27 protein-coding genes are annotated in these 26,144 nt (G+C 60.3%); 14 read left to right on the top strand and 13 right to left on the bottom strand.

What is annotated here, in order from left to right:
• Positions 1–143: 143 nt before the first annotated feature.
• The 6 genes from rluB to FGA82_RS11650 all read right to left on the bottom strand — a co-directional run bounded on the left by rluB (position 144) and on the right by FGA82_RS11650 (position 5,191).
• Positions 144–1,367: a 23S rRNA pseudouridine(2605) synthase RluB gene (gene rluB / locus FGA82_RS11675; RefSeq protein WP_141127197.1), complete on the bottom strand. Its 1,224-nt coding sequence runs from the start codon at positions 1,365–1,367 to the stop codon at positions 144–146.
• A 143-nt stretch (positions 1,368–1,510) separates the two neighbouring features.
• Positions 1,511–1,702 (bottom strand): DUF1289 domain-containing protein, encoded by a 192-nt coding sequence (locus FGA82_RS11670; protein WP_105709112.1) that lies wholly within the window; start codon positions 1,700–1,702, stop codon positions 1,511–1,513.
• 144 nt (positions 1,703–1,846) lie between these two features.
• Positions 1,847–2,851, bottom strand: a complete 1,005-nt coding sequence (scpB, locus tag FGA82_RS11665; RefSeq protein WP_141127196.1) for an SMC-Scp complex subunit ScpB — start codon at positions 2,849–2,851, stop codon at positions 1,847–1,849.
• Positions 2,852–2,862: 11 nt separating this feature from the next.
• Complete coding sequence (locus tag FGA82_RS11660) at positions 2,863–3,561, bottom strand: segregation and condensation protein A (protein WP_171057271.1); 699 nt, start codon at positions 3,559–3,561, stop codon at positions 2,863–2,865.
• Between the two features lie 123 nt (positions 3,562–3,684).
• The gene (locus FGA82_RS11655; protein ID WP_038363745.1) at positions 3,685–4,314 is read right to left on the bottom strand and encodes an L-threonylcarbamoyladenylate synthase; all 630 of its coding nucleotides are present in this window, start codon (positions 4,312–4,314) and stop codon (positions 3,685–3,687) included.
• Between the two features lie 13 nt (positions 4,315–4,327).
• Positions 4,328–5,191, bottom strand: coding sequence for a PHP domain-containing protein (locus FGA82_RS11650; protein WP_141127194.1), 864 nt, complete (start codon positions 5,189–5,191; stop codon positions 4,328–4,330).
• Positions 5,192–5,278: 87 nt separating this feature from the next.
• On the opposite strand from FGA82_RS11650, the gene FGA82_RS11645 reads away from it, so the two are divergent.
• The 6 genes from FGA82_RS11645 to FGA82_RS11615 all read left to right on the top strand — a co-directional run bounded on the left by FGA82_RS11645 (position 5,279) and on the right by FGA82_RS11615 (position 9,615).
• Positions 5,279–5,878 carry a septation protein A gene (locus FGA82_RS11645; protein WP_007919675.1) on the top strand — a complete coding sequence of 200 codons (600 nt, stop codon included), beginning with the start codon at positions 5,279–5,281 and terminating at the stop codon, positions 5,876–5,878.
• A 1-nt stretch (position 5,879) separates the two neighbouring features.
• A complete protein-coding gene (locus FGA82_RS11640) occupies positions 5,880–6,179 on the top strand; it encodes a YciI family protein (RefSeq protein WP_016987935.1) in 300 nt (99 codons plus the stop codon).
• A 150-nt stretch (positions 6,180–6,329) separates the two neighbouring features.
• A complete protein-coding gene (locus tag FGA82_RS11635; protein ID WP_034153246.1) occupies positions 6,330–6,740 on the top strand; it encodes a translation initiation factor 2 in 411 nt (136 codons plus the stop codon).
• A 7-nt stretch (positions 6,741–6,747) separates the two neighbouring features.
• On the top strand, positions 6,748–7,425 hold the full coding sequence (locus FGA82_RS11630; RefSeq protein WP_095050143.1) for a response regulator transcription factor: 678 nt from the start codon (positions 6,748–6,750) through the stop codon (positions 7,423–7,425).
• A gap of 240 nt (positions 7,426–7,665) precedes the next feature.
• On the top strand, positions 7,666–8,106 hold the full coding sequence (locus FGA82_RS11625; RefSeq protein ID WP_095122768.1) for a Spy/CpxP family protein refolding chaperone: 441 nt from the start codon (positions 7,666–7,668) through the stop codon (positions 8,104–8,106).
• A gap of 168 nt (positions 8,107–8,274) precedes the next feature.
• The gene (locus tag FGA82_RS11615) at positions 8,275–9,615 is read left to right on the top strand and encodes a sensor histidine kinase (RefSeq protein WP_141127193.1); all 1,341 of its coding nucleotides are present in this window, start codon (positions 8,275–8,277) and stop codon (positions 9,613–9,615) included.
• 265 nt (positions 9,616–9,880) lie between these two features.
• Here the strand turns inward: FGA82_RS11615 and FGA82_RS11610 are convergent, their stop codons facing one another.
• Positions 9,881–10,447 (bottom strand): nitroreductase family protein, encoded by a 567-nt coding sequence (locus tag FGA82_RS11610; RefSeq protein ID WP_141127192.1) that lies wholly within the window; start codon positions 10,445–10,447, stop codon positions 9,881–9,883.
• 121 nt (positions 10,448–10,568) lie between these two features.
• Here FGA82_RS11610 and FGA82_RS11605 point away from each other — a divergent pair, with 121 nt between their 5' ends.
• Positions 10,569–12,023 carry a TrkH family potassium uptake protein gene (locus tag FGA82_RS11605; RefSeq protein WP_141127191.1) on the top strand — a complete coding sequence of 485 codons (1,455 nt, stop codon included), beginning with the start codon at positions 10,569–10,571 and terminating at the stop codon, positions 12,021–12,023.
• Here FGA82_RS11605 and FGA82_RS11600 read toward each other — a convergent pair.
• Positions 11,980–13,041 carry an AraC family transcriptional regulator gene (locus FGA82_RS11600; RefSeq protein WP_212760535.1) on the bottom strand — a complete coding sequence of 354 codons (1,062 nt, stop codon included), beginning with the start codon at positions 13,039–13,041 and terminating at the stop codon, positions 11,980–11,982. The two genes, FGA82_RS11605 and FGA82_RS11600, sit on opposite strands and share 44 nt — an antisense overlap.
• Positions 13,042–13,205: 164 nt before the next feature.
• Between FGA82_RS11600 and FGA82_RS11595 the strand changes: the two genes are divergently transcribed.
• Both FGA82_RS11595 and FGA82_RS11590 read left to right on the top strand, forming a co-directional pair.
• Positions 13,206–13,517: a DUF962 domain-containing protein gene (locus FGA82_RS11595; protein ID WP_095187810.1), complete on the top strand. Its 312-nt coding sequence runs from the start codon at positions 13,206–13,208 to the stop codon at positions 13,515–13,517.
• Between the two features lie 14 nt (positions 13,518–13,531).
• Positions 13,532–14,122: an HD domain-containing protein gene (locus tag FGA82_RS11590; protein WP_141127190.1), complete on the top strand. Its 591-nt coding sequence runs from the start codon at positions 13,532–13,534 to the stop codon at positions 14,120–14,122.
• Positions 14,123–14,238: 116 nt separating this feature from the next.
• Here FGA82_RS11590 and FGA82_RS11585 read toward each other — a convergent pair whose 3' ends face one another.
• Positions 14,239–15,054 carry a UDP-2,3-diacylglucosamine diphosphatase gene (locus tag FGA82_RS11585; protein WP_141127189.1) on the bottom strand — a complete coding sequence of 272 codons (816 nt, stop codon included), beginning with the start codon at positions 15,052–15,054 and terminating at the stop codon, positions 14,239–14,241.
• 135 nt (positions 15,055–15,189) lie between these two features.
• Between FGA82_RS11585 and FGA82_RS11580 the strand changes: the two genes are divergently transcribed.
• Together FGA82_RS11580 and FGA82_RS11575 are read left to right on the top strand one after the other, a co-directional pair.
• A complete protein-coding gene (locus tag FGA82_RS11580; protein WP_141127188.1) occupies positions 15,190–15,954 on the top strand; it encodes a helix-turn-helix transcriptional regulator in 765 nt (254 codons plus the stop codon).
• Between the two features lie 183 nt (positions 15,955–16,137).
• Positions 16,138–17,031 carry a DMT family transporter gene (locus FGA82_RS11575; protein ID WP_141127187.1) on the top strand — a complete coding sequence of 298 codons (894 nt, stop codon included), beginning with the start codon at positions 16,138–16,140 and terminating at the stop codon, positions 17,029–17,031.
• Here FGA82_RS11575 and FGA82_RS11570 read toward each other — a convergent pair.
• Positions 17,025–17,312, bottom strand: a complete 288-nt coding sequence (locus FGA82_RS11570; RefSeq protein WP_141127186.1) for a SelT/SelW/SelH family protein — start codon at positions 17,310–17,312, stop codon at positions 17,025–17,027. The two genes, FGA82_RS11575 and FGA82_RS11570, sit on opposite strands and share 7 nt — an antisense overlap.
• A gap of 71 nt (positions 17,313–17,383) precedes the next feature.
• Between FGA82_RS11570 and FGA82_RS11565 the strand changes: the two genes are divergently transcribed.
• Positions 17,384–19,573: a patatin-like phospholipase family protein gene (locus FGA82_RS11565; protein WP_141127185.1), complete on the top strand. Its 2,190-nt coding sequence runs from the start codon at positions 17,384–17,386 to the stop codon at positions 19,571–19,573.
• A 138-nt stretch (positions 19,574–19,711) separates the two neighbouring features.
• Here FGA82_RS11565 and FGA82_RS11560 read toward each other — a convergent pair whose 3' ends face one another.
• From FGA82_RS11560 to recQ, 3 genes are all read right to left on the bottom strand, one after another.
• On the bottom strand, positions 19,712–21,490 hold the full coding sequence (locus FGA82_RS11560) for a FimV/HubP family polar landmark protein (RefSeq protein WP_141127184.1): 1,779 nt from the start codon (positions 21,488–21,490) through the stop codon (positions 19,712–19,714).
• Positions 21,491–21,617: 127 nt separating this feature from the next.
• The gene (locus FGA82_RS11555) at positions 21,618–22,052 is read right to left on the bottom strand and encodes a MarR family transcriptional regulator (protein WP_016984207.1); all 435 of its coding nucleotides are present in this window, start codon (positions 22,050–22,052) and stop codon (positions 21,618–21,620) included.
• Between the two features lie 402 nt (positions 22,053–22,454).
• A complete protein-coding gene (recQ, locus tag FGA82_RS11550) occupies positions 22,455–24,584 on the bottom strand; it encodes a DNA helicase RecQ (RefSeq protein WP_141127183.1) in 2,130 nt (709 codons plus the stop codon).
• A gap of 377 nt (positions 24,585–24,961) precedes the next feature.
• On the opposite strand from recQ, the gene FGA82_RS11545 reads away from it, so the two are divergent.
• Together FGA82_RS11545 and FGA82_RS11540 are read left to right on the top strand one after the other, a co-directional pair.
• Positions 24,962–25,549 carry a YecA family protein gene (locus FGA82_RS11545; protein ID WP_064119603.1) on the top strand — a complete coding sequence of 196 codons (588 nt, stop codon included), beginning with the start codon at positions 24,962–24,964 and terminating at the stop codon, positions 25,547–25,549.
• A gap of 10 nt (positions 25,550–25,559) precedes the next feature.
• Positions 25,560–25,955, top strand: a complete 396-nt coding sequence (locus FGA82_RS11540; protein ID WP_141127182.1) for a YbaN family protein — start codon at positions 25,560–25,562, stop codon at positions 25,953–25,955.
• Positions 25,956–26,144: the final 189 nt, after the last annotated feature.

The following is a 26,144-nucleotide window of genomic DNA, read 5'->3' as shown; positions in this document are numbered from 1 at the left end:
GAGCCGAACGCGGAGCGTCCGTTGAGGCATTCCCACGCAGAGCGTTGGAACGATCGGTGTGCGCCAGACGAAAAAAAACGCCAACCCTGAGGTTGGCGTTTCTGCTTTAGCTTGAAGCTTGCCGCTAGAAGCTCACAGCTGCCTTATTCCGGTTTCTTGCGACCGAAACCCGGACGCTGACCGGAACCGGCCGGTGCGCCACGGCGCTTGCCCGACGGCTTGTCACCGTCAACCAGCTTGATCCCCGGACGCTTCGGCGCAGGCTTGGCCGGACGCTTGTTGGTGGTGTCCGCTGGACGATCCGCCACAGGCGTGCCACGACCGGCAGGTGCACCACGTTCGCCGCGCTCGGTGCGACCGTTGGCCGGACGCGGAGCACGCTCGCCGTCACGGGCGGCAACTGGCTTGCGACCTGGACGCTCGCCTTCGATCTGCGGCTCACGGCTTGGGCGTGGGCCGGTCGGCGCGCCAGCGGCTGGACGCAGCGTACGCACGCGCTCGGTCTTGCCCATCGGACGCGACGATTTGCGCTGCATACGCTCAAGCTTGTCTTTGCTCTTGGCGTTCAGTTGCGGCATCGCCACCGGCGTCAGGCCGACTTCAGCACTGAGAATGTCGACTTCGTACTGGCTCATTTCGCGCCAGCGGCCCATCGGCAGGTCGGAGTTGAGGAACACCGGACCGAAACGCACGCGCTTCAGTCGGCTGACCACCAGTCCTTGCGATTCCCACAGACGACGAACCTCACGGTTACGGCCTTCCATCACCACGCAGTGGTACCAGTGGTTGAAGCCTTCGCCACCCGGAGCCTGCTTGATGTCGGTGAACTTCGCCGGGCCGTCTTCCAGCACCACGCCAGCCTTCAGACGTTCGATCATCTCGTCGTCGACTTCACCGCGTACACGCACGGCGTACTCACGGTCCATCTCGTAGGACGGGTGCATCAGGCGGTTGGCCAGCTCACCGTCAGTGGTGAACATCAGCAGACCGGTGGTGTTGATGTCGAGACGACCGATGTTGATCCAGCGCCCTTCTTTCGGACGCGGCAGCTTGTCGAACACGGTCGGACGGCCTTCCGGGTCGTCACGGGTGCAGATCTCGCCATCGGGTTTGTTGTACATGATCACGCGGCGTACCGATTCGGCAGCCTCTTCGCGCTTGATCACCTTGCCATCAATGGTGATGGCGTCGTGCATGTCGACGCGCAGACCGAGGGTGGCGTCTTTGCCATTGACCTTGATCCGGCCCTGGCTGATCCAGGATTCCACGTCACGGCGCGAGCCGACGCCGATACGGGCGAGGACTTTCTGCAGTTTTTCGCCTGCTGGGCCGATTTCCTGGTCGTCTTTCTGAATGATGTCGCTCATCTGGGCACCTCCCGGTGTGGTCTGTTCAGGCGGCGCCTGAAGCATTGAAATCTGGGTACTAAGCCGAAGGGATCGGCGAAGGGTCGCGAATCATACGCGGATGTGCGCCGTCGCGCATCAGAGACTAGCTGATCGATCGACAGTTATTTCTTTTTCCGCCGACCGGCGCCACCGAGTTTGATCAGGCGCAGCGCGGCTTCAGCCAGTACAGTGCGTTTGTCGTCCTTGTCGAGTTTCTTCCAGGCCTTGATTTCGCGTTTGCTGCGGCCGCAGCCGAGGCAGATGTCGTCGGTGAATTTGCAGACGCTGATGCACGGGTCTTTAGTGGAACTCATTTGATATTCCTGGTTCACGCTAAACCCTGTGGGAGCGAGCTTGCTCGCGAAGGCGGTATATCAGATACATCATCTTTGAATGACACTCCGCTTTCGCGAGCAAGCTCGCTCCCACAGGGGCCGTCATTGTTCTCCGGATTTCGGTCAGTCTTCGAACTCGCGGCGTTCGGCTTCGATGGCTTCGGCCAGGGCGCGGGCTTCGGCTTCTTCTTCGCTCAGCTCCGCTTCGGGTTCTGGCGCCGGTTGTTCGAGGGCAGCGACAGCGGCCAGGAGTTTTTCCCGGGCTTCGGCGACGCCTAAAATGTCTTCTTCCGGTTCGGCTTCAGGCTCCGCTTCGAGTTCAACTTCAATCACCGGTTCGGCGATCTCAGGCTCACTCTCGACCTCTTGAACCTCAATCTCTGCTTCAACCGTCGGCGCCTCACCCTCCGCCACATCCCGCAGCAAATCGTCGAAGTCGGTCTTGATCCCCTCCTCCATGCTGTCCAGTTCCAGCAGCAACGTATGGAAACTGGTCTCTTCCTTCTCCTCCTCCGGCTCGGCGCTGGCGTCGGCCAGCTCCTGCAAGCCCTGCGGCACCGGCGCGTCGTCGAAATCGAGGACCGGGTCGGTTTCCATTTCGCGCAGTTCAGCCAGCGGCGGCAGGTCTTCGAGATTTTTCAGGTTGAAGTGATCAAGGAACATCTTGGTGGTGGCAAACATCGCTGGCTTGCCCGGCACGTCGCGGTAGCCGACGACGCGGATCCACTCCCGTTCCAGCAAGGTTTTGACAATGTTGCTGTTCACTGCCACGCCACGCACGTCTTCAATCTCGCCACGGGTAATCGGCTGGCGATAGGCGATCAGCGCGATGGTTTCGAGCAAAGCGCGGGAATAGCGTTGCGGGCGTTCTTCCCAAAGTCGGCCGACCCACGGCGAAAACTTCTCGCGAATCTGCAAGCGGTAGCCCGACGAGACTTCCTTGAGCTCGAACGCGCGGCCCTCGCAGGACTTGCCGAGCAGAGTCAGGGCTTTCTTGAAGACTGCAGGCTCAGGCCGTTCGCCCTCTTCGAACAGTTCAAAAAGACGCTCAAGGGATTGCGGCTTTCCCGAGGCCAACAGAAAGGCTTCAAGCAGGGGTGCCAGCTCGCGGGGTTCAGTCAGGTTCATGTTTCGACTCGTTATTCGGCTCGGGCTCGCACGTGGATCGCGGCGAACGGCTCATTCTGCACCAGCTCGACCAAGGATTCCTTGACCAGCTCAAGGATTGCCATAAAGGTCACCACCACACCCAGTCGCCCTTCTTCGGCGGTGAACAGCTCGACAAACGGCACAAAACCGCCGCCCTTGAGCCGTTCCAGCACATCGCTCATGCGTTCGCGGGTGGACAGTGCTTCACGACTGACCTGGTGGCTTTCAAACATATCGCCACGGCGCAGCACTTCGGCCATGCACATCAAAATTTCTTCCAGCGCCACATCCGGCAACAGCTTGCGCGCGCGGGCTTCCGGGGCATCGAGCTTGGGCACAACCACGTCGCGACCGACGCGACTGAGATTGTCGATACCTTCGGCGGCAGCCTTGAAACGCTCGTATTCCTGCAAACGGCGGATCAGTTCGGCGCGCGGGTCGTCTTCTTCGTCTTCAACGGTTTCGGCGCGCGGCAGGAGCATGCGCGACTTGATCTCGGCGAGCATCGCGGCCATCACCAGATACTCGGCGGCGAGTTCCAGGCGCACCGACTGCATCAACTCGACGTAACCCATGTACTGGCGGGTGATTTCCGCCACCGGGATGTCGAGGATGTTGATGTTTTGTTTGCGGATCAGGTACAGCAGCAGGTCGAGCGGGCCCTCAAAGGCCTCCAGAAAGACTTCCAGCGCATCCGGCGGGATGTACAGGTCCAGCGGCATTTCCATGACCGCCTGGCCATAGACCATGGCAAACGGCAGCTCTTGCTGAGCGCCGGCCTGCGGATCGACAACGGTTTCCACTGCGGACATTCAGGCCTCGACCATGAACGGCGTCGGGTCGCCGCAACCGACGCGGACCACTTCCGGGTCATCGCCGGTCAGGTCGATCACCGTGGAGGCTTTGATGCCGCCAAAACCGCCGTCGACGATCAAGTCCACTTGGTGCTCGAGCAACTGGCGCATTTCGTAGGGATCGCTGAGCGGGTCTTCATCGCCGGGCATGATCAGGGTCACGCTCATCAGCGGCTCGCCCAATTCGGCCAACAGCGCCAGCGCAATCGGATGGCTCGGCACACGGAGGCCGATGGTGCGCTTCTTCGGATGCAACAACAGACGCGGCACTTCGCGGGTGGCGTTGAGAATGAAGGTGTACGGCCCCGGCAGATGCGCTTTGAGAATACGGAAGGTGCCGGTGTCGATCTTGGCGTAGTTGCCCAGTTGCGACAGGTCGCTGCAGATCAGCGCGAAGTTGTGCTTTTCATCGAGCTGACGCAGGCGTCGCACGCGCTCAATCGCCGTCTTGTCGCCGATCTGGCAACCGATCGCGTATGAAGAGTCCGTGGGATAAACCACCACCCCGCCCTTGCGGATGATCTCGACCGCCTGTTTGATCAGGCGCGCTTGCGGGTTTTCCGGATGTATCTGGAAAAATTGACTCACATTCTCTACCTGTTCAGACGGCGGCAATATCTGTGTCATGTTTGAACCGACCCCACAGGGGTGGAAGGTCCTCGGGAACCGGCCGGTACTGGCCGATCTCGGACCAGCCGCCAGGGCCATGGAAGTCACTGCCAGCGCTGACCAGCAGACCGAACTCACGGGCAAGGATTGCCAGGCTGCCCACCTGTTCCGCGGGCTGGTGGCCATTGACCACCTCGATTGCATGCCCGCCTGCTTGAATATAGTCGGCAATCAGCTTTCGGCGCTTGCTGCGGGTGAAATCGTAGTGCCACGGATGCGCCAGGCTGACCCAGGCATTGGCGGCCCGCAGCGTGCCGACAGTGTCTTCCAGCGTCGGCCAGTGCAACTTGACGTCACCCAGCTTGCCGGCACCGAGCCACTTGCGGAATGCCTCAGCGCGATCCTTTACAAAACCTTCACGCACCATCCAGTCGGCGAAATGCGGACGGGCCGGGGCGTTGCCGCTGTCGCCCAGTTCCTGCTGCACCTGCCGGGCGCCTTCGAGGGCACCGGGCATGCCCTTGAGGGCGAGCTTGCGGCTTATTTCTTCGGACCGCAGCCAGCGGCCATCGTGCAATTTGGCGATCGCCTCGACCAACGGTGCGGCGTTGACGTCGAAACCGTAGCCCAAGACATGAATGGTCGCGCCGCCCCAAGTGCAGGACAACTCAACGCCGTTGACCAGTTGCATGCCCAATTCGGTGGCCGCTGTGCGTGCCTCGGCGAGGCCCTCAAGGGTGTCGTGGTCGGTCAACGCCAGGACTCGCACGCCGTTCTCGAACGCACGCGCAACCAGAACCGCAGGCGCCAGGGCGCCATCGGAGGCCGTGCTATGGCAGTGCAAATCAACATTCACGGGGAGTTGTAACCTCAAATCAGCTGGCGCTATCGCGCGCCCATATGTTTGTTATTATGCCGCCACATCCAGCTTCTGGCTCTCACTGTGAAACAATTCATCGATTTCATCCCGCTTCTGCTGTTCTTCATCGTTTACAAACTTGATCCACGGGTCGTCGACATCGCTGGCCATGAAGTGACTGTAGGCGGTATTTACAGCGCCACGGCGATGCTGATCATCAGTTCCCTGGTGGTGTACGGCGCGTTGTTCATCAAACAGCGCAAGCTGGAAAAGAGCCAATGGCTAACCCTGATCGCCTGCCTGGTGTTCGGCAGCCTGACGCTGGCCTTCCACAGCGAGACCTTCCTCAAGTGGAAAGCCCCGGTCGTCAACTGGCTGTTCGCCGTCGCCTTCATCGGCAGCCACTTCATCGGTGACCGCCTGCTGATCAAACGCATCATGGGCCACGCGCTGACCCTGCCGGATCCGGTCTGGACCCGCCTGAACATCGCCTGGATCGCCTTTTTCCTGTTCTGTGGGGCCGCCAACCTGTTCGTCGCCTTCACCTTCCAGAGCTACTGGGTGGACTTCAAGGTGTTCGGCAGCCTGGGCATGACCCTGGTGTTCCTGGTTGCACAGGGCATTTACCTGTCGCGTCACCTGCACGATGCCGATACCACAACAACACCAAAAACCGAGGACTGACATGCTCTACGCCATCATTGCCACTGACGTCGCCAACTCGCTGGAAGCACGCCTGGCCGCGCGCCCTGCGCATCTGGAACGCCTGCAAGCGCTCAAGGGCGAAGGCCGCATCGTATTGGCCGGTCCGCACCCGGCCGTCGACAGCAATGATCCGGGTGCAGCGGGTTTCACCGGCAGCCTGATCGTCGCCGAATTCGATTCCCTGAGCGCTGCGCAAGCGTGGGCCGATGCCGATCCGTACATTGCTGCGGGCGTCTACGCCAACGTGATCGTCAAGCCGTTCAAGCAAGTCCTGCCTTGAAAGTCCGGTGATGAGGGGATTTCTCCCCTCATCACCCGCGACATTGCGTCTGGCAATGAACCTTCCTGGTTCTTGCTGCTCTCAATCGCTCATTATTCTCGTTTGCCTGCCGACAACCTGCCCAATATCCATTTGGAAGCAGGTGTTGCGATGCGCAAGGGTCCGTTGTGTCTGATGTTGGTCACGTTGTCGATCATGGCGCCCGCCCATGGTGAGGAAACCACCGAAGGCGGCAGCTCCACGCCATTGTCGTTAAGCGCCGGCAGCCAGATCACCGAGTTGCAGCAGCGCCTCAAGGCCAGCGAGCAGCAACGGGAAGAATTGAACAAACAACTGCAAAATGCCGACAACACCCGCGAAAGTGCCCAGCTTGCCCGGTTGCGCCAAGAGAACCAGCGCTTGAAGCTGCAACTCAAGGAAGCCCAGGCCAGCCCGCTGCCGCGGCTGTTGACCGATCAGCAGCAGTGGTTCGTCACGGGCGCCGGAGTAGCGCTATTGGCGCTGCTCTGCGGTATCTTTGCCAGTGGAGCAAGCCGAAAACGTCGGCAATGGCTAAATTGAGTGAGTCATGAGCGAGCTGTTACTGATTGATGATGACCAGGAGTTGTGCGAACTCCTGAGTAGTTGGCTGAGCCAGGAAGGCTTCCATGTACGCGCCTGCCACGATGGCCAGAGCGCCCGCAAGGCGTTGGCCGAAACGGCCCCGGCGGCGGTGGTGCTGGACGTGATGCTGCCCGATGGCAGCGGTCTGGAACTGCTCAAGCAATTGCGCAACGACCACGCCGACTTGCCGGTGCTGATGCTCTCGGCTCGTGGTGAGCCGCTGGATCGTATCCTCGGCCTGGAACTGGGCGCCGACGATTACCTGGCCAAACCGTGCGATCCGCGCGAACTGACCGCGCGTCTGCGCGCGGTGTTGCGCCGCAGTCACCCGGCGGCGGTGTCGACGCAGCTTGAACTGGGCGACCTGAGTTTCAGCCCGGTGCGCGGCGTGGTCAGCATCGACGAGAAAGAACTGACCTTGACCGTTTCGGAAAGCCGCTTGCTCGAAGCTCTGCTCAAGCAGCCGGGCGAGCCGCTGGACAAACAGGAACTGGCGCAGATCGCCCTCGGCCGCAAGCTGACCTTGTACGACCGCAGCCTCGACATGCACGTCAGCAACCTGCGCAAGAAGATCGGCCCGCACCCGGACGGCCGCCCGCGCATCGTTGCCCTGCGCAGCCGCGGTTACTTCTATAGCCTCTGAACCGCGCCCGGCACGCTGCGATCGATCGTTCCCACGCTCTGCGTGGGAATGCCGCCGGGGACGCTCTGCGTCCCACAGCCTCAAGATCGCAGCGTGCCACAGCTCCTGCACCGGATATGTGTAAGGCTTACAACAAAGCGTCTTTACCCAAGCTTTACGCAGTGCTGACCGCCGCTGACCTTGATCTCCGTAATCTGTACTCATCCGGAACGTACCGGGAACGAGACAAGGAGATACACCATGCGCAAGACTCTTATCGCTCTGATGTTCGCTGCCGCTCTGCCAACCGTCGCCATGGCCATGCCGCAAGATGGCGGCCCGATGGGTGGCCCGCTCGACGGCCCACGCCACGGCGGTCAGATGCACGGCATGCACGGCAAAGGCCCGTACAGCCAACTCGACCTGTCCCGCGAACAGCGCGAGCAGATCCGCAAGATCATGGGCGAGCAGATGCACGAGCGTAAGCAAGTGGTCGACAAGTACCTGGAAAAACTCTCGCCGGCTGACCAGAAAGCCATGAAAGACGAGATGGCGGCCAACCACAAGAAAGCCGAGACCGATGTGCGTGCGGTGCTGAAACCGGATCAACAGAAGAAATTCGACGAGATCCAGAAGAAACAGGCCGAGCGTCGCGCCGAATGGGCCGAGTTCAAGGCTTGGAAGGCGCAAAAGGCGCAATAATGTTCTGACCCGGACCCGACGGTTAACCCGTCGGGTCTTTTGCAACCCGGAACCTGCAGGAGCTGCCGAAGGCTGCGATCTTTTGATCTTGATCTGAAAAAACAAAGTCAAAAGATCGCAGCCTTCGGCAGCTCCTACAGGGATTTGTGTTTGTTCTGAGGATTTTCTGTGCGTTCATTGTTCTGGCGTATTCTCGCGAGCTTCTGGCTGGCCATCGCGCTGGTGGCTGGCCTGTCCATTCTGCTCGGGCATATGCTCAATCAGGACGCGTGGATCCTCAGCCGTCACCCGGGCCTCAACACCCTCGCCAGTGAGTGGACACAAACCTACGAAGCACAAGGCGAAGAAGCCGCCCAGGACATCCTCGAACAACGCAAACGCCAATATCACATCGACGTTCAGGTGCTCAACGAAAGCGGCGATCCGGTGGTGCGCGGGACCTTCCCGCGTCGCGCCGCCGCCTTCGAAGCGCGCCAGAACAACGATGACCGACGCCTGCCATGGCGGCGTCTGACCGACGAATTCACCAGTGAAAAAACCGGTGACACCTACCTGTTCATCTACCGCATCCCGCACCCGGAACTCGACGCCTGGCACCGCGAAAGCCTGCTCTGGCCGCTGAGTGCACTGGGCATCGCGTTGGTGGTGCTGACCCTGTTCAGCCTGCTGGTGACATTCTCCATCACCCGCCCGCTCAGCCGTTTGCGTGGCGCGGTGCATGATCTGGGGCAGACGACTTATCAGCAAAACAGCCTGGCGAAACTGGCCAACCGTCGTGATGAGTTCGGCGTACTCGCCACCGATTTCAACCGCATGGGCGCGCGCCTGCAAAGCCTGATTGGCAGCCAGCGGCAGCTGTTGCGCGACGTGTCTCACGAATTGCGCTCGCCGCTGGCGCGGCTGCGAATTGCCCTGGCACTGGCCGAACGGGCCAACCCTGAAGAACGCGAGAAACTCTGGCCACGACTGACCCGCGAGTGCGATCGGCTGGAAGCGTTGATCAGTGAAATTCTGGTGCTGGCGCGGGTCGATGCCGACAACGCCAGCGCTGAAGACGTGGATTTGAATGCACTTCTCGGCACGCTACAGAAAGACGCGAAACTTGCATCACCCGAGCAGATAGTGCGTCTCGATGCCGAATCGCAGCTGAGTCTGAAGGGTTGGCCGACCATGATCGAGCGTGCCGTCGATAACCTGCTGCGCAATGCTCAGCGCTTCAATCCGGAAGGTCAGGCAATTGAAATGCAGGCTTCGCGTCAGGGTGAAAAAATCATCGTCAGCGTGCGTGACCATGGGCCGGGGGTGCAGGCCGAACATCTGAGTCAGTTGGGCGAGCCGTTTTACCGGGCACCGGGGCAGACGGCGGCGGGGCATGGCTTGGGGCTGGCGATTGCTCGGCGGGCAGCGGAACGGCATGGTGGGAGTTTGACGTTGGCCAACCATCCGCAGGGCGGGTTTATTGCCAGCCTGGAATTGCCGCTTGTACCCGGCGCAGTCGTCCAACCCTAGAAGCCACCCTCACCCCAGAAAAAGCCCCTCACCCCAGCCCTCTCCCAGAGGGAGAGGGAGCCGACCGCGGTGTCTCGCGTCAGACATCGACCTGAAGAACCGAGTTGATTATGGATTCTGAACACCGTAATCAACCCTGTATCGACTTAAACCGAAGTCGATTATGGATTCAGCGCAGATCGCTCACGTCGGCGTACTTCTACAGCATCCCCCAATCAGTCCCCTCTCCCCCCGGGAGAGGGTTAGGGTGAGGGGCTTTTGATCTTCAGGCTTTACCAGGCCAGACACTAACGAACTCGCTCAGGTCGACCTTATCAGCTACGCGAGGCTCCTTCTGCGGCGTGCCAAGGTAAAGGAACGCAATCACCTCCTCACCCTCAGCCAGCCCCAAGCCTTGCGCTACATGCTTGGAATAAGCCAGATCCCCCGTACGCCACACCGCACCAATCCCCTGCGCATACGCCGCCAGCAAAATCCCGTGCGCCGCACACCCTGCCGCCAGCAGTTGCTCAGCTTTAGGATATTTAACGTGCTCCTGCAATTTAGCGATCACCACAACCACCAGCGGTGCACGCAGCGGGCCGTTGCGCGCCTTGTCGATCATCGCTTCGGTGACTTCGCCTTCCTGCATTTGCGCCGCTTCGGCCAGCAACTCGCCCATCTGCTCGCGCGCTGCGCCTTCGACGGTCAGAAAGCGATACGGCTGCAAATGCCCATGATCCGGCGCGCGCAACGCTGCGCCAAACAGAGCTTCGCGCTGCTCGGCAGTGGGGGCCGGTTCGACCAGTCGTGGAACGGAAACACGGTTGAGCAACGCGTCGAGAGCCTGCATCGGCCACCTCCTGAAAAATATGTGCGGCTATTCTAGCTTTATCTGCCTACAGGATGCCGGTTTACATGCCCTGCCCCACGGGTAGAATGGCGCCCTTCCCACATCAGCCCGAGCGGACTTCATGGCGTTGCCGACCTTACGGATCATTGGTTTCATCATCGGCATCTTCCTGATCACCCTGGCCGTCGCCATGGTCGTGCCCATGGCCACCCTGGTGATTTTCGAGCGCACCAGCGACCTGCCGTCGTTCCTCTGGGCGAGCATGATCACCTTCGTCGCCGGCCTCGCGCTGGTGATTCCCGGCCGGCCCGAACACATTCACCTGCGTCCGCGTGACATGTACCTGCTGACCGTGAGCAGTTGGCTGGTGGTGTGCATTTTTGCCGCGTTGCCATTCTTGTTGACTCAACACATCAGCTACACCGACTCGTTCTTCGAAAGCATGTCGGGCATCACCGCGACCGGCTCGACCGTGCTCAACGGTCTGGACAACATGTCCCCCGGGATTCTGATGTGGCGCTCGCTGCTGCACTGGATCGGCGGCATCGGCTTTATCGGTATGGCGGTGGCGATTCTGCCGCTGCTGCGCATCGGTGGCATGCGCCTGTTCCAGACCGAATCTTCGGACCGCTCGGAAAAGGTCATGCCGCGTTCGCACATGGTGGCGCGGCTGATCGTGGCGGCTTATGTCGGCATCACCATTCTTGGCAGCCTGGCGTTCTGGTGGGCCGGGATGAGCGCGTTCGACGCGATCAACCACGCGATGTCGGCGATTTCCACCGGTGGTTTTTCGACTTCCGACCAATCCCTGGCCAAGTGGACACAACCGGCAGTGCACTGGGTGGCGGTGGTCATCATGATCCTCGGCAGCCTGCCGTTCACCCTGTACGTGGCAACCTTGCGCGGCAATCGTAAAGCGCTGATCAAGGATCAGCAGGTGCAGGGTTTGCTCGGAATGTTGTTGGTGACCTGGCTGGTGCTCGGCACCTGGTACTGGTGGACGACCAACCTGCATTGGCTGGATGCGCTACGCCACGTGGCGCTGAACGTGACGTCGGTGGTCACCACCACCGGCTTCGCCCTCGGCGACTACAGCCTGTGGGGCAACTTCTCGCTGATGCTGTTTTTCTATCTCGGCTTTGTCGGAGGCTGTTCCGGTTCGACGGCGGGCGGGATCAAGATTTTCCGTTTTCAGGTCGCCTATATCCTGCTCAAGGCCAACCTTAATCAGCTGATTCACCCGCGCGCAGTGATCAAGCAGAAGTACAACGGTCACCGCCTCGACGAAGAAATCGTGCGCTCGATTCTGACCTTTTCGTTCTTCTTCGCCATCACCATCTGCGTGATCGCCCTGCTCCTGTCGCTGCTCGGTGTCGACTGGATGACTGCGCTGACCGGCGCCGCCAGTACCGTGTCCGGCGTCGGCCCGGGCCTGGGCGAAACCATCGGCCCGGCGGGCAACTTCGCCACCCTGCCCGATGCGGCCAAATGGATTCTGTCGTTCGGTATGCTGCTCGGCCGACTGGAGATCATTACGGTGTTTGTACTGTGTATTCCGGCCTTTTGGCGCCACTGACCGCGCTCGGCGCCTGCAACAACCGCGTCCGGTAATCGCCGGGCGTGGTGTCGAACCAGCGGCGGAACGCGCGAAAGAAGTTGCTCGGATCGGCAAAACCCAACAGATAAGCGATTTCCAGTAAGGTCATGCTCGGCTGCGCCAGATACTGCTCGGCCAGTTCACGGCGGGTGTCATCGAGCAGTTGCTGAAAACTCGTGCCCTCCTCCTGCAAGCGGCGCTGCAATGTACGCTGCGACAAATGCAGGGTCTGCGCCACGGTATCGCGCTTCGGTTCACCTTGCGGCAGCAAACGGCACAACACCTGTCGCGCCTTGTGGGTCACGCGGCTTTCAGAAAAACGCGCCAGATATTCCCCGGCAAAGCGGTCATGCAACAGCGCCATCGCCTCATTGGCGGTAGGCAGCGGCGCCTCCATATCGGCGCGTTCGAAGATCAACGCATCGTAGGGCGCGTTGAACATCAACGGCGCGTGGAAGGCCTGTTTATAGGGTGCCAGGTCATCCGGTTCGGCGCCCTGCACCAGCACTTTGACCGGGTGCAGCGTGCGTCCGGTCAACCAGCCGCACAGGCCCAGCGCACAGGCCAGCGAGGCTTCGGCACTTTGCCGGGTCGGCGGCAGATGGTCGCCGTGCACCGTTAGAATCAGCGCATAACCTTCTTCCAGCAGACGGAAGCTCAGGTCGGCACTTTCGGCGATGATCCGTTGATAACGCACCAGCCGTTGAAAGCCTTCGGCCAGGGTATTACTCGACATCAACGCATAACCGGCGACATGAAACGACGCCGGTCGCACCACTTTGCCCATGTTCAAGCCGATCGCCGGATTGCCGGACAGCTCGACCGCCCGTTGCCAGAGGCGGGTCATGGAATCTTGCGGGAAGCGCGCATCCGGATCATCCAGAGCCGTGTAATCAAGCCCCAGTTGTTTGAACAGAACCCGGCAATCCAGGCCGTCCATCTCCAATGCTTTGACAATCCCCATCGCCCAGCTTGCAGAAGTCGTTCGTTCGCTCATGGCGTTTTTCTTTTACATGAGGGGCCGCATATTACGGCCTGATTTGCGAAGGATACTAAAGTGGCGCCGATTGTCACTGGCCCACGCCAATGATCACTCTAGACTCAAATAAGCTACCCGCAGAACAACTCGTCGCCAGAACAATAACCACAGAGAACGCGGTCGTGGAAAACATCAAGCATTTCAACAGCTTCGCTGAGTTTTATCCGTATTACCTCAGCGAACACAGCAACAGCACCTGCCGGCGCCTGCATTTCATCGGCACCACGCTGGTGATTTTCATTCTGGCGATGACCATCGCCAAAGGCGCCTGGCTGCTGTTATTGGCCTTGCCGCTGGCCGGTTACAGCTTCGCCTGGGTCGGGCACTTCTTCTTTGAAAAGAACCGACCGGCGACTTTCCAGCATCCGCTGTACAGCCTGCTCGGCGACTTCGTCATGTACCGCGACATGATTCTGGGTCGCGTGGCGTTCTGAATGAGGGCCAGCCAATGAATGCCAATGCCCGCTTCACCCATATGAAAGACGGTACGCAGGAAGACTGGGCGATTATCGCCGCCGACTTCAGTGCCTACGCCAAACAGTTGCCGTCACGGATCATGACCCATCTGAAACTGCTTGAAGGCGACTTCGGTGGTTTCCCGGTGGATCGCCTGACCCACTCGCTGCAAACCGCCACCCGCGCCTTTCGTGACGGACGCGACGAGGAATATGTGGTTTGCGCATTGCTGCATGACATTGGCGACACCCTGGGCTCGTACAACCATCCGGACATTGCTGCGGCGATTCTCAAGCCGTTCGTCAGTGCCGAGAATCTGTGGATGGTCGAGAAGCACGGGGTGTTTCAGGGTTATTACTTCTTTCATCATCTTGGCATGGATCGGCATCTGCGTGAGCAGTTCGCCGGGCATCCGCAGTTTCAGGCGACGGCCGAGTTTTGCGCCAAGTACGATGCGGCGGCGTTTGATCCTGACTATGACACGCTGCCGTTGAGCTTCTTTGAACCGATGATGGAGCGGTTGTTTGCGCAGCCGAAGAACTCGATTTACAAGGCCGCGATGGAAGAACACTCGCCAGCGTAATCAACCTCGGGAACCGCTGCGCGGTTCATCGCGAGCAGGCTCACTCTTACAGTTGAAATGCGTACCCCTGTAGGAGTGAGCCTGCTCGCGATGAGGCCCTCTCAATCACCAGAGCATTATGCGAGTTCGGCGACTTTGGCGGCCTTTAGCTCCGCCGCGCGCGCCTGCGCATCCGCCAGTCGATACAACTCGATCGTGCCATCCCAATGCTCGATCAGCGCCGTGCACGATTCCACCCAATCGCCGCAGTTGAGGTAATCCACCTCGCCGACCTTGCGGATCTCGGCATGGTGAATGTGCCCGCAGACCACGCCATGCAACTCGCGCTTCACGCATTCATGGGCGATGGCTTCTTCAAAGTCGCTGATGAAACTCACCGCGGTTTTCACCTTGTGTTTCAGGTACGCCGACAGCGACCAGTAACCGTAGCCATAACGCGCACGCCAATGGTTGAGCCAGCGATTGAGGGTCAGGGTGAATTCGTAGGCCGAGTCGCCGAGGAAAGCCAGCCAGCGGTGATAACGGGTGATTACGTCAAACTGATCGCCGTGAATCACCAGCAGATGCCGGCCATCCGCCGTGACATGCACGGCCTCGTCGACCAACTGGATATTGCCCAGAATCAACTTGGAATACCGACGCAGGAATTCGTCATGGTTGCCGGTGACGTAGATCACTTCGGTGCCGCGCTTGCTCATGGTCAGCAAGCGGCGGATCACGTTGGTGTGCGCTTGTGGCCAGTACATACCACCGCGCAGCTTCCAGCCGTCGATGATGTCGCCGACCAGGTAGATCTTGTCGGCGTGATAACCCTTGAGAAATTGCGACAAGTGCTCGGCCTGACAATCGCGCGTGCCCAAATGCACGTCGGAGATCCACAGGGTTCGCACCCGTTGTTTGCGACTGGGTCTGGCGAGCTCGGCGCTGGTCATGGGCAACCCTCTGCGATGTTTTCGCCACTGTGCGCCTGCCCGGTTAATCGACCATGACAAGCGCGAGTCAGTCCTGTGACAACGCATCCGGCGTGCACCGGTGTAGACTGGCGATCACTTCGGAGACAACCTGCCATGCGACCGATCCTCACCCTGCGTCAGTACACCCGCGATTTGATCGTGCACAGCCATGAGCACGCGCAATTGGTGTTTGGCTTGTCCGGCGCGCTGGATTTCGAGGTCGAAGGCTGTGGCAGTCAGGTGCGCCAGCAGAGTTTTGTGGTGATTCCGTCCGGCGCGCATCATGCCTGCGGCAGTCCCGACGGCAGCCGCTGTCTGGTGCTCGACATCCCGGAGGGGCAATGGGTAGCGGATTCACTCGGTGAACATGCCGAGGCCAGTCGCCGCTTGCTTGATCAGTCCGCACGCCTTTCGCTGGACTCTGGGCAAAGCCAGTTGGTCAGCTGGCTGGCGAACAGTCCGGTCAGCGATCCGTTGATTGCCCAGCAAGGCGCGGTGTTGCTGCTGGCCAGTCTCAATCACGCGCAACCTGGCGAACTCGCCGCCCGCCGCCTGCCCTATACCGCTCTGGATGCGCATATCGAGCAAAACGCCGCTTATCCGCTGCAAGTCGCCGATCTGGCGCGCGTGGCCGGGTTGTCCAGCGCGCGCCTGCACGCACGATTCATGGCCGAATGCGGGCAGACGCCGATGGATTACATCCGCAATCGGCGCTTGCATCTGGCGGTGCAACTGCTGCGCGACACTGCACTGCCGATTGGCGAGATTGCCAGTCGCGTCGGCTACAGCTCGCAGAGTGCTTTCTCGGCCGCCGTCCTGCGCGAGTTCGGCTCATCACCCGGCCAGCTTCGGCGCGATTCCTGCGACAAAAGACGATAATCTGCCGACAGACTTGTAAGCCGATACAGGGTTCAATGGACTTATTGATCGTTCCCGCGCTCCGCGTGGGAATGTAGCCCGTGACGCTCCGCGTCACTCGACGCAGAGCGTCCCTAGAGGCATTCCCACGCAGAGCGTGGGAACGATCAATCACAAGAAACCGTGTCTGGATTAAGGATTGCAATGACTCCGCGTACCGCCCTTGGCGCTCTGCATATCGGCGCTTTGATGTTTGGCCTGACCGGTGTGTTCGGCAAACTCGCTGCTGCGTCCCCCGCCGTGATCGTCTTCGGTCGCGCGGCTTTCGCCGTACTCGCCCTGGCGTTCTTCTCCCGCTTCGCCAGCCAGCACGGCTGGCAAAAACTTCAGGCCGTGGATTGGCGGCGTCTGGCCCTCAGCGGCGTGTTGCTGGCCGGGCACTGGGTGAGTTTTTTCGTTTCGGTGAAGATTGCCGGCGTAGCGATCGCAACGTTGGGTTTTGCCAGTTTCCCGGCGTTTACGGTGATTCTTGAAGGGATGATCTTTCGCGAGCGCATCCGCGCCAATGAGATCATCCTCGTCGTTTTGGTCACAGTCGGCCTGGTGCTGGTGACGCCAGCGTTCGATCTTGCCAGCGGCGCAACCACCGGCCTGCTCTGGGCGGTGTTATCGGGCCTGCTGTTTTCGTTGCTGTCGCTGACCAACCGCGCCAGTTCCGGACGGATTCCGGCGGTGCAGGCAGCGTTGTGTCAAAACGTGGTGGTGGCGTTGTGTCTGCTACCGGTCGCGGCGCCGCAACTGAGCGAAGTCCGGGCACTGGACTGGTTGTGGATCGCCCTGCTCGGGGTGTTCTGCACCGGGGTTGCACACAGCCTGTTCGTCGCCAGTCTGGCGGTGATCAAGGCACGCACGGCGGCGGTGGTGTTTGCCATGGAGCCGGTTTACGGCATCACCATCGCTTGGCTGCTGTTCAACGAAAACCCGACGCTACGGATGTTGATGGGCGGCGCACTGATCATCATCGCCATCGTCGTGTCCGCGCGGATGTCCGGCAGCGCCGACAAGAAAACCGTGGCCGCCGAAGCTGCGTCTCACTGAGTACGGTCATTGTGTCCGAGGTCGCGGTCAGGATCGATCTGGTCGCGAACTCGCTGTTTCAACACCTTGGCCTCGGGAAAACCGCCGTCGGCCTTGCGTTCCCAGATCTGCACGCCGGCGCAGGTGATGAGAAACACCCCGCCGGTGCCGGGCACCAGCGAGACTTTGCCGAGATCGTCGGCAAAGGTGCTGAGCAGTTCCTGGGCCAGCCATGCGGCGCGCAGCAGCCACTGGCATTGGGTGCAATAGGTGATGACAACTTCTGCTTTTGCGACAGTCATGTTCGCTGAAACTCCTGAGACAGAGGGCGCCGCTATAATAGCCGGCTTTAACGCTTGCCCCGAGACTCACAATGCGCCGTCTGCTGTTCTGCCTGCTGCTTGGTTTCCTTCCTCTGCTTGTCCATGCCAGTGAGGCGTCACGACCGAAAGTCGGCCTGGTGCTGTCCGGCGGTGCCGCGCGCGGGCTGGCGCACATCGGCGTGCTCAAGGCGCTGGAAGAGCAAGGCATCAAGATCGATGCGATCGCCGGCACCAGCATGGGCGCGGTGGTCGGTGGCCTGTACGCCTCGGGGTACAAGATCGATGAACTGGAAAAACTCGCGCTGAACATCGACTGGCAAGCCGCGCTGTCCGACGCCCCGCCGCGTGAAGACGTGCCGTTTCGACGCAAGCAGGATGACCGCGACTTTCTGGTGAAACAGAAACTCAGTTTTCGCGACGACGGCAGCCTTGGCCTGCCACTGGGGGTGATTCAGGGCCAGAATCTGGCACTGTTGCTGGAAAGCCTGCTGGCCCACACCAGCGACACCCGGGATTTCGACAACCTGCCGATCCCGTTCCGCGCCGTCGCCACCGACATTTCCAATGGCGAAAAAGTGGTGTTCCGCAAAGGCCACTTGCCCCAGGTGATCCGCGCCAGCATGTCGATCCCGGCGGTGTTCGCCCCGGTCGAGCTCGACGGCCGACTGTTGGTGGACGGCGGTATGACCGACAACATTCCCCTCGATGTCGCGCGGGAAATGGGCGTTGACGTGGCCATCGTCGTCGATATCGGCACACCGCTGCGCAATCGCAAACAACTGACAACCGTGGTCGACGTGCTGAACCAGTCGATCACCCTGATGACCCGCAGTAACTCCGAAGAACAACTGGCCGCGCTGAAACCCTCCGATGTGCTGATCCAGCCCGCGCTGGCGGCATTCGGCGTCACAGATTTCGGCAAGGCTCAGGAGATGATCGACGCCGGTTACCGCGCGACCCGAATCCTCGACGCGCGGCTTGCTCAGCTCAAACCCAACGAGTCTCAGGACGCCGAGCTGAACGCCGCGCGCTCACCGGGGCAGCGTACGCCGATCATCACCGCGATCCGCGTCGAGAACGACTCGAAGGTCGACGACGACATCATTCGCTATTACATCCGCCAGCACATCGGCGAGCCGCTGGATCTGGGGCGTTTGCATTCGGACATGGGCACCTTGTATGGCCTCGACTACTTCGAGCAGGTGCAATACCGCGTGGTGCACAAGGGCGAGGATCACACACTGGTGATCAGTGCTCGGGGCAAGCGCAGCGGCACCGATTACTTGCGGGTCGGCCTCAATCTGTCCGACGACATGCGCGGCGACAGCGCCTTCAACCTCGGCGCCAGCTACCGCATCAACGGCATCAACCGCCTCGGCGCGGAATGGCTGACTCGTGCACAGATTGGCGATAAACAAGAGCTGTACACCGAGTTCTATCAACCGCTGGACGTCGGCTCGCGTTACTTCGTCGCGCCATACGCCTCGTTCGAAGCGCAGAACGTTGAAGCGGTGCTCGACAACGATCCAATCGCACAGTACCGCGTCGAGCGCTACGGTTTCGGCCTTAACTTCGGTCGACAGATCGGCAACAACGGCGAAGTGCGTTTCGGCGTCGGCGAGGCCTGGGGCAAGGCCGATGTGCGCATTGGCGATCAGGATCTGCCGAGTGAAAACTTCAACGAAGGCTTCTACGCGCTGAAGTACTCCTACGACTCGCTGGATAACGTCTACTTCCCTCATGAAGGCAAGGACGTCAGCCTGACGCTGATGCAGTTCGAACCGGGGCTGGGGTCGGACACGCGTTATCGACAGTGGGACCTGAAAATCGACAAAGCCATGAGCCATGGCCCGGATACGCTGATTCTCGGTGGCCGGTACGGGCGCACGCTGAACGACGCCAATGTGGTGACATCGAGTTTCCTGCTCGGCGGTGCACGGCAGCTGTCGGGTTTCCGTGAGGACGCGATTTCCGGACAGAACATCAGCCTGATGCGCGCGGTGTACTACCGCCGGTTGACGCCGCGTTCGTACCTGCCGCTGGATTTTCCGCTGTACGCCGGCGCCTCGCTGGAGCGTGGACGCGCATGGAACAACGACAATGAGTTCGACAGCGGCTACATCAACGCCGCGAGCGTGTTTATCGGTTTTGACACGCCGCTGGGGCCGTTGAATTTCAGTTATGGGTTGAATGATGCGAATGAGCAGGCGGTTTATCTGAATCTGGGGCAGACCTTCTGATCCAGATCCGGAATTGATGTTGACTGAAGATCAGTCTTCGCGAGCAGGCTCACTCCTACAGGGGAACGTATTCCAATTGTGGGAGCGAGCCTGCCAGCGAAGACTGGCCTTCAGCTCAACCGTAAATCGATCGGGGGCTCAGCGAATCCCCGCCAGCAACGTCCGCGCCGTTTGCTTCAAAGGTTCATCGCCCTCTTTGAGCAATTCATTGAGCAACGCAATCGCACTGTCTATATCGCCGTCATCAATGCACGTCTGCGCTTGTTCGAGCTTGCCGGAACTTTTGTCGTGGACTGGCTCTGGTGTCTGTAAATCCAGCGGTTGCAGCGCCAGTGACGGCTCGGGATCAGCAAACTCATTGAGAAAATCCTCATCCAGCAGCTTGGCGTCCGATTCAGGGATCCATTCCAGCTCGGCCTCTTCGCTGGACTCGGGCTCGGGCAATTCGAAATCCCGAGGCAGGACTTGCAGCCCGGAGCCGAGCGCCGAGGTGTCTGCCTGTGGCTCATCGGAAGTCTGGCGACTGTCTTCCAGATCCCAACTGGAATCCATCGACAGCTCGCCCAGATTCAGTTCGAAATCATCTTCAGGTGCCGGTTGGGCAGCGACCAGCGGGGCCGCTGCAATAATGGGCGGCACCGCGACCAACGGTGCCGCAACAGCCAGTTTCGGGTGCCGCGCGCGGACATCCTGCAACGTCTGGGCATCCACGCCCAGCTCACGCAAATGACTTTCCTGTTGTTCATACGCAGCGCTGTCGCCTTGACGGCCCAGGACTTCAAGCAACTGCAATCCGATATCGCTGCGCTCCGGCTCCTTGTGCAAGGCATCGCGCAACAAACCCGCCGCTTCGCCCAGTCGGCCATAGGTCAGATAGATACCCACCGCCTCCAGCACATCGCCAGCCGCCGGTTCTTCCCGGTGTTCGGCTGAAGCGTGGGATCTGACGGGATCGGCGTTGTCTGCTTCAGCGACGTCCACCTCATTGCCCTGCGGCAACTGGGGCAGCGGCTCGGCATCTTGCTGCTGTTGCTGCCGTCGACGGTGTACCAACAACCCGGCCAACGCCCCCAACACCAGCAACAGGCCGCCGAGCAATGGCCAGTTCAAACCGTCATTGCTGGATTCGGCTGACGCCACAGCCGCCGCAGGAGCCGGTGCCGGGGTCACCACGGTCGATGGCGGCGTTTTCTGCAGCTCGACCAAGCGTATTTGCAATTCATTGATCTGCTTTTTGCCGTCGGCAATCTGCACATCCTGTGTCTGCAGTTTTGCGTTCAGTTCATCAATGGTCTTCTGCTGTTGCTGACCGAGCAAAACACTGGCCGCCAATTGCTCGGCCAGTGCATCGTTGGCGGCCGAAGTTGCCAGCGCGGGTGCTGGCACAGTATCGCGCTTGGCTTGAGGCGCCTGTGGCACCGCCACGACAGGCTCGACAGTGGGAAAGGCGGAGGATTGCGCACGCGGATCCGGCTCATCGGTGGCCGGCACAATACCCGGTGAACCCGGCGGATCGATCAACACCGTGTACTCACGCAGCAAACGGCCATTGGGCTGATCGAGCTGCACGAGGAAATTCAAAAAGGGTTCGTTGACCGGTTTGCTGGAGGTCACCCGGATCATCTGGCGATTGCCATGCAGGATCGGGATGAACTTGAGGTCGTTGAGGAAGAACACCCGCTCGACCCCGGCCTCGGCGAATTCATCCGCCGTGGCCAGGCGCGCGGCCAGATCGTTTGGCGTCAGCCCGCCGACATCGACCAACGCGATGTCGGCCTTGAGCGGCTGATTAAGGCCGGAATGAACGGTGATATCACCCAGCCCCAAGGCCATCGACCAGGCCGAATAACTGAATACACCAGCGACCAGCAGCCATTTGGCGCCGCCGCGCAGTACCACGTGCCGACTCGCGAGCATGAGCATCCCTTAAATAAGCAAAACCGACTTCTATGCGTTCGCACATCCGGTACGAACACGATATTGCCCAGTAGTTCTTATAGTCGGCTCAGCGCGATCTCTCAAAGATCCGGCACGTGGATGTGCCTCAAGACTTTTCCAGGTTGCCCAGAATGTGCCCGTGAACGCGCATGCACACCTTCAAATCCGCTTCGTCGACGCCTTCGAACAATTCGTGGCGCAGTTGCGTGGCAATGGTTTCGATTTGTTCGATCAGCGGCAGCGCCGGCGCGCAGAGGACGATCTTTTTCGCCCGGCGGTCTTCCATCACGGACTGGCGTTGCACCAGGCCCTGACTTTCCAGACTATCGAGCAAGCGCGCAAGGGTCGGACCTTCGACGCCGACGCTCTGCGCCAGCTCGCGTTGGGTCGGCGCCTCTTCAAAACGCGCCAGATGCAGCAGCACCAGCCAGCGCGCCTGGGACAGACCCAGCCCGGCCAGCCGGCGGTCCAGTTCGGCACGCCAGCCACGGGACATCTGGGCCAGTTGCATGCCAAAGCGGTGTTGATCGGTTAACGGCATAAAACACTCACGGTTAGACTGAAAAATAAAGAATTTCTAATTATTAGCCAGCTAAGCATGAGCTGCAGTTATAGGCAAGTGGCGGTCTGTACTGAATCGTTACATCTTGAGGCCCCTCACCCTAGCCCTCTCCCAGAGGGAGAGGGAACTGAATGGGGGATGCTTTAGATATTCAGCGACTTGACGGTGCTTTGCTGAATCCGGAATTGGCAGGCCCTCACCCTAGCCCTCTCCCAGAGGGAGAGGGAACTTAATGGGGGATATTTGGGAGTTACGCCGACGTGGCAGATCGGCGCTGAATCCATAATCGACTCGGTCATTCAGGTCGATGTATAGCGCAAGACACCTCGGTCGGCCCCCTCTCCCTCTGGGAGAGGGCTGGGGTGAGGGTGCTCAGGCGAATTACATTTCGAATTCCGACTGCAACGCAGCCCGAACGCAATACAGCACGCCTTCCGGAACACGACCTGCAAACAACTCGGCGATTTCGGCGACCGACGGCAACTCACCTTCGCCATCCAGGAACGCGTCCTGCACTTCGCCCATCAACTCTTCAGGCAAATCCAGCGCCTGCTCGAGCGACAGTTGCTGCTTGCCGATCGCCTCGGCAAGCATGGTGTAGACGTTCTTCTCCGAGCACTGCAACTGACCGGCGATCTGCAACGGCGTCATCCCCGCGCGAGCCAGGGTAATCAGTTCGTGGCGCACATCGGCCACCGCTTTCGGCGCCTCGACCTCGCCGCCGAGCACTTCGAGGAAGGCATCGCCATAGCGCTCCAGCTTGCGTGCGCCGACACCGCTGACCCGGGCCATTTCCGCCAGCGAGGTCGGCTGGCTGCGGAGCATTTCCAGCAAGGTCGAATCGGGGAAGATGACGTACGGCGGCACGCCATGTTCTTCGGCCAGTTTGCGCCGCAGGGCGCGCAAGGCTTCCCATTGTTCACGCTCTTCGCCGCGCACCAGTTGGCTGGCCGGGCTCTTGCTGGCGGTTTTGGCGGTGACCTGCGGTTTGAGATCGCGGCGCAGCTCCAGCGTGACCTCACCCTTGAGCAATGGTCGGCAACTGTCATTCAAACGCAGACCGCCATAGCCTTCATGATCGACGTCTGCCAGACCGCGCGCGACCAATTGGCGGAACAGCGAGCGCCACTCGCTCTCACTCAGTGCCTTGCCAACGCCGTACACCGACAGATGCTGGTGGCCAAAACTGCGGACTTTTTCGTTTTCCTTGCCCAACAGCACGTCAACCAGATGACCAACGCCATAACGCTGACCCGTGCGGAAAATCGCCGATAACGCCTGACGCGCTGGCTCGGTGGCATCCCAGGTCTGCACGCCGTCAACACAGTTGTCGCAGTGACCGCACGGCTCGGGCATGTCTTCATCGAAATACGCCAGCAGGGTCTGACGACGGCAGCGGGTTTCTTCGCAGAGCGACAGCATGGCGTCGAGCTTGTGTTGTTCCAGACGCTTGTGCCGCTCGTCGCCTTCGGAGTTCTGCAGCATCTGCTTGAGCATCACCACGTCTTGCAGACCGTAGGCCATCCACGCATCCGCCGGCAGGCCGTCACGGCCGCCGCGCCCGGTCTCCTGGTAATACGCCTCAAGGGATTTCGGCAGATCGAGGTGCGCGACAAAACGTACGTTGGGCTTGTCGATGCCCATGCCGAACGCCACGGTGGCGACCATGATCAGGCCTTCCTCGTTGAGGAAGCGCTTCTGGTTGAAAGCACGTAGTTCATTGGGCAAACCGGCGTGATACGGCAGCGCCGGAAAGCCCTGCTCGCTCAAAAACGTGGCGACTTCCTCGACTTTCTTGCGTGACAGACAATAAACGATGCCGGCATCACTGCGTCGCTCGGCCAAAAACGCCAGCAATTGCTTGCGCGGCTGCTCCTTGGGCACGATGCGATAGAAAATATTCGGGCGGTCGAAGCTCGACAGGAAGCGCTCGGCGTTCTGCAAGTGCAGTCGGGTGACGATTTCTTCGCGGGTACGCTTGTCGGCGGTGGCGGTCAAGGCAATGCGCGGCACGTCGGGAAACATCTCGGCCAACTGGCCCAGTTGCAGGTATTCCGGACGGAAGTCGTGGCCCCATTGCGACACACAGTGCGCTTCGTCGATGGCGAACAGGGCGATATTCAAGCCTTGCAGGAATGACAGCATGCGCGGCTGCACCAGGCGCTCGGGCGCCAGATACAGCATTTTCACTTCGCCACGCTTGATCCGCGTCGCCAGATCCCGCTGCTGCTCCGCGCTCAAGGTGGAGTTCAGCGCAGCGGCGGCCACACCGAGTTCTTCGAGGGTCGCAACCTGATCGTCCATCAGCGCGATCAGCGGTGACACCACCACCGCCAGGCCATCGCGCAGTAGCGCCGGCACCTGAAAGCAAAGGGACTTGCCGCCACCGGTAGGCATCAGCACCAGCGCATCACCGCCACTGGCCACGCGCTCAATGATTGCACCCTGACGGCCACGAAAACTGTCGTAGCCGAAGATGTCCTTGAGGACGCGTTGAGCCTGTTCGAGCATAAAAACTCCAAAAATCTACCGATACATCCCTGCTCAGGCTGGTTCAGAACAGCCAAGGCTGCTTAAACAAAACGTAAGAACGCATTGCACGACAACCGCAAGGCGGGCAGGGATCGCAAAACGCGGCAGTATACCCGAGGCCTCCCCTGCGCAGGGCGACACCCGTCGATACAATCGCTGATACCTGTGTAGGAGCTGCCGAAGGCTGCGATCTTTTGATCCTGTCTTTATTAAAAGCAAATCAAAAGATCGCAGCCTTCGGCAGCTCCTACAGGGTGTATGCAGGGTATGGCAGGTCAAATCTGCCTTGCGGCTGGCTTGAGCGCGCAAGAAGGCCTAGAATTCCCGCATTGTTTATTCCCCAAGGTAGCCCCGTAATGTCCTTCGCTGAGCAACTGACCCGCCTGCAAGTTTTCCTCGACGCCGACGAGCTGCATGACGAGGCGCTGGATTACGTGGCCGCTCACGGCTACCTCACCGCACTGTCGATCTGCTCGGACGTCGTGCCGGACCGTGAGTGGATCGACGCCTTGTTCGCCGAAGAACCGCACTACAGCGGCGAAGCCCAGCGCGAAGAGATCGAAGCCACGCTCATCGGCCTCAAGGCCCACATCGCCCGTCAACTGGCGTCCGATGAAGAGTTCGAGTTGCCATGCGAACTGGATCTGGGCGACGAGCCGGACGATTCCGAACTGCGCGGCTGGTGCATCGGTTTCATGGAAGGCGTGTTCCTGCGTGAAGCCGCCTGGTTCGAAACCGCCGAAGAAGAAGTCAGCGAAATGTTGCTGCCGATCATGGTCGGTTCGGGCCTGTTCGACGAACAGCCGGAATTCGAAGACATCGCCAAAGACGCCAACCTGATGGACGACATGATCGTGCAGATCCCGGAAGCCCTGACCGCGCTGTACCTGCTGTGCCAGGCGCCCGACGAAAAACCGGCAATCCTCAAGCCACGTCACCACTAAGATCCGGCCTATGGACAACCCCATAGGCAACCGCCCCCTGATGTTGCGCTACTTGCTGCTGGCCGTCGGCTGGCTCAGCGTGGCATTGGGGGTGATCGGGATTTTCCTGCCCGTCCTGCCCACCACCCCTTTCCTTCTGCTCGCCGCAGCCTGCTTCGCGCGCAGCTCTCCGCGTTTCTATCAATGGCTGGTCGAGCACCCACGGCTCGGTCCATGGATCCGCGATTATCTCGATGGCAACGGCATACCGCTCAAGGGCAAGGTCTACGCGATCGGGCTGATGTGGGCGAGCATTCTGTTTTCGTGTTATCTGGTGCCGCTGCCGTGGGCGCGGGGGTTCATGTTGACCAGTGCGGTGTTGGTGACGGTTTATATTTTGCGGCAGAAGACTTTGCGCAAACCTTGAGCCATAACGTTACTACCGTTGGTCTAAAACGTTAAAACACCTGTCAGATCTGACAGGTGCGCTTTTCCCGGTTTTATCCCCTAATCACTCCATCGCCCCATCTACGGCAGGAGTGCCCCGCCATGCTCGTCCAACCGTCCAAACAAATCTCGGTCCTGGCCCTGCTCGACCCGGAAATCCCCGGCGGCC

It is taken from the genome of Pseudomonas fluorescens (assembly GCF_005938625.1).
GTDB lineage: Bacteria > Pseudomonadota > Gammaproteobacteria > Pseudomonadales > Pseudomonadaceae > Aquipseudomonas > Aquipseudomonas fluorescens_BD.
The sequence above is the reverse complement of the archived record's forward strand: the minus strand, read 5'-3'. Positions and strand labels throughout refer to the sequence as shown.